The sequence below is a fragment of the Kitasatospora sp. NRRL B-11411 genome (genome assembly GCF_000721345.1).
GTDB lineage: Bacteria > Actinomycetota > Actinomycetes > Streptomycetales > Streptomycetaceae > Kitasatospora > Kitasatospora cineracea.
The window spans coordinates 1-4,629 of the sequence record NZ_JOGH01000230.1; the positions used below are offsets into that span (position 1 = coordinate 1).

At 78.0% G+C, this 4,629-nt stretch carries 3 protein-coding genes; 2 read left to right on the forward strand and 1 reads right to left on the reverse strand.

The annotated features are described in order from the left end of the window. Positions 1–742 (forward strand): hypothetical protein (locus IH44_RS0139195; protein ID WP_051818284.1); only part of this gene is annotated, 742 nt, incomplete at its 5' end. A 34-nt stretch (positions 743–776) separates the two neighbouring features. On the opposite strand, the gene IH44_RS0139200 is transcribed toward IH44_RS0139195, so the two are convergent. Beyond that, complete coding sequence (locus tag IH44_RS0139200; protein WP_051818286.1) at positions 777–2,714, reverse strand: serine hydrolase; 1,938 nt, start codon at positions 2,712–2,714, stop codon at positions 777–779. A gap of 150 nt (positions 2,715–2,864) precedes the next feature. On the opposite strand from IH44_RS0139200, the gene IH44_RS49590 reads away from it, so the two are divergent. Next, positions 2,865–4,571, forward strand: a complete 1,707-nt coding sequence (locus tag IH44_RS49590; RefSeq protein ID WP_198545118.1) for a sensor histidine kinase — start codon at positions 2,865–2,867, stop codon at positions 4,569–4,571. Positions 4,572–4,629: the final 58 nt, after the last annotated feature.

A 4,629-nucleotide genomic window follows, 5' to 3' on the forward strand; every position in this document is an offset into this window, starting at 1 on the left:
GTCCACCACCCCGCAGCCCACCGACCCCCCGCCCACCACCCCGCAGCCGGGCCCCGACCCGGCGCAGGCGCCCGTGGTGTTCGACGCCCCGTTCGCGGACCGCACCCAGTGGGCGGCCGGCACCACCTCCGCGTACCCGGCCGGCGGGCGGAACACCGGTGACAACAAGCTCGACCGCCTGGTGCCCGGCTACGGCCCGAAGGGGGACGTGTTCACCGCGCTGCGGGAGAGCACCTTCAGCTGGCGCACCCCGCTGGTGACCACCGAGGGCACTGCGGGCGGCTTCGAACTGCGGCCCGGCGACCGGCTGGAGGCCCGCTGCCTGGTGACGGCGGACCAGGGCGTCTGGCCCGGGATCTGGACCTGGGGCCGGGACCTCGCGCCGGGGCGGCCCCAGCCCGGCCACGGGGAGGTGGACGTGCTGGAGTACCACGACGACCACCCGCGGATGCTGGAGCTGAGCAACCACGTCCGCCCCGGCACCCCGGCCTACCTGGACGACCTGGTGACGCCGGGCCAGTGGTTCACCGTGGCCTGCGTGTTCGGCACCGACTCGGTCGACTGGGAGCTGGACGGCCGGGCGGTGCACTCCGACGGGCAGGGCGTCGGCCCGGACTGGCGGGCCTGGATCATCGTCAACCTCTCCGTCGCGGGCGGCCAGTGGGGCCACCGCCGCCCCCGCGCCAACGCCGGCCGCCTCTCCTGGCGCTGCCAGGGCCTGACCGTCCGCCGCCCGCAGTGACCCCGCCACCCGCAGCAGCCCCGTCGCCCGGCCGTCAGCCCAGCAGCGCGCCAAGCGGCCCGGCGATCAGGTGGTAGTCGGCGAGGAACCCGGTGAGCACCGCGCCGGCCAGGGCGACCGCCGTCATGGCGAGCCGGCCGGGCCACCGCCACCAGTGGCGCAGCCACCCCGCGACGGCCCCGGCGGCGACGGCCAGGGCGACGGGCGGGACGGCCGCGCCCCACCAGGTGGGGGCGAGGGCCAGCGGGGTGCCGAGCGGGACGGCCTCCATCATCGCGTTGCCGTCCGCGACCAGGGCCAGCAGCGAGGCCAGGAACCCGGCGGCGAGCAGCCCGGCGAGGGCGGCGGCGGCCCGGGCCGCCCGGGCCGGGAGCGGGTGGGCGGGACGGCGGCGCAGCCGGCGGACGAGCGCGGTGGCGGGGACGGCGACCAGCGCGGCGAGCAGGACGGCCAGGGCCGCGCCGAGCACCGCCAGCCGGGGGCCGGGCTGCTGACGCCAGGTCAGGCGGCGGTACCCGGTGGACGGGTTGTCGGAGGCGCTCAGCACGCCGTCCCGGAAGGCGATCCGGGCCTGCCCGCCGCGTTCCAGGTACTGGCCGTCACCGAGCGGCCGCCAGTGCTGGACGGGGTTGCGGGGGTCGAGGGCCAGCCCCTCGGTGCGCAGCCCGGCGGCCTCCGCCGTGACGGTGACGGCGCCGAACAGTTCCTCGGTGCGCATCATGCTGCCCCGGCTGACCCGGGCGGCCAGGTACGTCCCCGCGTACCGACCACCACCCCCACTCCCACTCCCACTCTCACTCCCGCTCCCGCTCCCGCTCCCGTCCCGGTCCGCGGGCGGGTGCCCACCGGGGAGGGCGTCGACGATCGCCCGGATCAGCTGCTTGCCGTCCCAGCCGGCCGTGCCGTCGGTGCCGTCGCCGTTGTAGACCACGTACACGCCGAGGTGCTGTTCGGGCAGGAGCAGCAGGTTGCCGTGGAAGCCGGGCAGGTCGCCGTCCTTGAACCAGCCGGTGAACCCGTCCCTGGTCCAGCCCTCGTAGGCCCAGCCCAGGCCGGGCAGCCGGGGGTCCTGCCGGTAGTGGGTGGTCTGCATCAGCCGGGCGGCCGGGCCGGGGGCGAGCTGGTCGCGCAGCCAGCGGGCCATGTCGGCGGCGGTGGTGATCCCACCGGGGCCGCTGGGCGTCCACGGGCCGTACTGGCCGTGCTCCTCGGTCCAGCCGTCGGCGCCGTCCGGCCGGTAGCCGCGGGCCGGGGCGATCGCGGCGGGGTGCGGCTGCTCGAAGGAGGTGCGGGCCATGCCGAGCGGTTCGAGCACGGCGCTCCGGAGCTGTTCGGCGTACGGCCGCCCGGCGACCCGTTCGACCGCCAGCCCGGCCAGCGCGGCGCCGTAGTTGTCGTACGCGGCGAGCGTCCCGGGCGGCCGGACCCGGGCCGGACGGTGGTCGGCGAGGCTCTGCGCGAGGCTCGGAATGCCGTCCGGGGTGGCCGAGTTGACGCCGACCAGGTCGCTGTCGAAGCCGGACGTGTGGGTGAGCAGGTGGTCGGTGGTGACGGGGCGGCCGGGGTAGCTGTCGGGTATCCGGTCGGCGGGCGGCAGGTAGCGGTTGACGTCGGCGGCCGGGTCGATCCGTCCGTCGGCCACGAACTGCGCGGCGGCCTGCGCGGTGAACAGCTTGGCCAGCGAGCCGAGGTAGAACCCGGTCCGCTCCGGGTCGACCGGCGTGCCCGCGACGGTGTCGGCGACGCCGTAGCCGCGCAGCAGCACCTGCTCCCCGCTGACCACGGCGACGGCCGCGCCGGGGATCCGGTCGCGCCGCAACTGCTCCGCCACGGTGCGGTCGACCAGCCCGCCGAGATCGGCCGGTCCGGCGGTGGGCCCCTCGGTCGCTCCCGCCACCGGGGCGGCGGCGAGCGGGAGGAGGGCGGCGAGGGCGAGGGCGAGCCCGAACAGGGCGGGGCGGGAACCGTTCATGCCTCGATCATTCGGCCCGCCCGGGCCCCGGCGGCAGTGCGTGGCGCACCCGTCGACATGCATTCTGCACATCACCCTGCGCACCGGTCCCGCGCACCGGGCCGGGGCCCACCGCTCCCGGCCCCTGGGCGCCCCGGCAGAATGACCTGCGTGTTCAGGGGAGACAGGGGAGACCGGGGAGACCGGGGAGAGGACGGCGGCGCGGACGAGGGCCTGCCCGGCCCGGTGGTGCTGTCGCTGGTGCTGCTGGGGGCGATGTTCGGGATGGCGGCGCCCGCCGACGGCGGGTGGTGGCCGCACCCGGTGGCGTGGGTGGCGCTCGGGGTGCAGGCGGTGCACTGCCTGCCGTGGACGGCGCGGCTGCGCGGGGCCTGGACGCTGGCCGCGCAGTTGCTGCTCGTCCCGTGGTCCGGCGTGCCGGGGTTCGCCGCGGCGTCGGTGCTGCTGCTGGTCCGCCGCCCGGTGCGCTGGGCGCTGTTCGCCCTGGTGGTGGCGGGGGCCGCGGTCCTCGCGGCGGACAGCCCGTACGGGGCGGCGAACGGCGCGGGCAACGCGCTCGCCCAGGGGCTGACGGTGTACGCGCTGACCCGGCTGTTCCACCGGTACGCCGAACTGCACGCCACCCGGGGCCGGTTGGCGTCCGCGCGGGTGGCCGCGGAACGGCAGCGGGCGGCCCGCGACCTGCACGCGGCGCTCGGGGTGCCGCTGGCGGCGGTGCTGCGGCTGGCCGCCGCGGGCGACGCCGCCGGGGTGGCCGCCACCGCCCGGCGGGCCGCGGCCGGGGTCCGCCGGGCCCCGGAGCCCGGACCGGCCGCCGACCCGCCGGACGGCCCGCTGCCCGCGCCGGTGCTGCCGGTCCTGGTGGCGGTGCACGCCGGCTACCTGGCCGTCGGCGTGGTCTACCTGACGGAGCGCCACCTCGCCCCGCTCCCGCTGGCCGCCGCGCTGGCGGCGCTGGCCACCGTGACGGGCCTGCAGGTGCGGCACTCGCTGCCCCGCCCGCCGGGCGTCCGCCCGGCCGGGTTCGGCTGGACGTGGGCGCTGCAGTGCGCGGTGGCGGTGGCGGTGCTGTTCGGGCCGGACGGAACGCACCCGCAACTGCTGGCGTTCGCCGCCGCATCGGCGCTGGTGCTGCTGCCGCCCGCCGCCGGATGGCCGGTGCTGGCCGCTGCGGTCCTGGCGGCGGGCGCGGTGAGCGGCGCGGCGGCGGTCGACGTGGTCACCATCGCACTGGTCTGCTACGGGCTGGCGCTGCTCACCGCGATGGTGCAACGGGTCCGGGAGGCCCGGCTGGCCCTGGCCGAACTCGCCGTGGCCCGGGAGCGGCGGCGGATCGCCCGGGACGTGCACGACCTGCTGGGCTCGGGCCTGACCGCCGTCGCGGTGAGCGCCGAACTCGCCGTCCGGCAGCCGTCCGCCGGGCACCTGGAGCGGGCCGCCGCACTCGCCGAACGCACCCTCGGCGAGCTGCGAGCCGTCCCCGCGGACGGGGCCGTCCTCGACCTGTCCGCCGAACTCGCCGCCGCCGAAGCCCTGTTGACCGCCGCCGGAATCACCCTGGACCGCACCGGCGACCCCGAGCAGGTCCCGCCCGCCGACCGCCCCCTGCTCGCCGCCGTCCTCCGCGAGGGCACCACCAACGTCCTGCGGCACAGCCGCGCCACCCGCTGCACCCTGGTCCTGGACCGGAACGGCCTGCACCTGTCCAACGACCGCGCCCGCCCCGGCCCGCACTCCCCCGGCCACGGCACCCCCAACCTGACCACCCGCGCCACCACCCACCGCGCCACCCTCACCTCCACCCCGGACGGCCACGGCGGCTGGCTCCTCACCACGACCCTCCCCACCACCCCCTGACCCCCCGCCACCACCCCGACGAATCCCCACCCCGACGAAGCCCCACCCGACAGCAGGC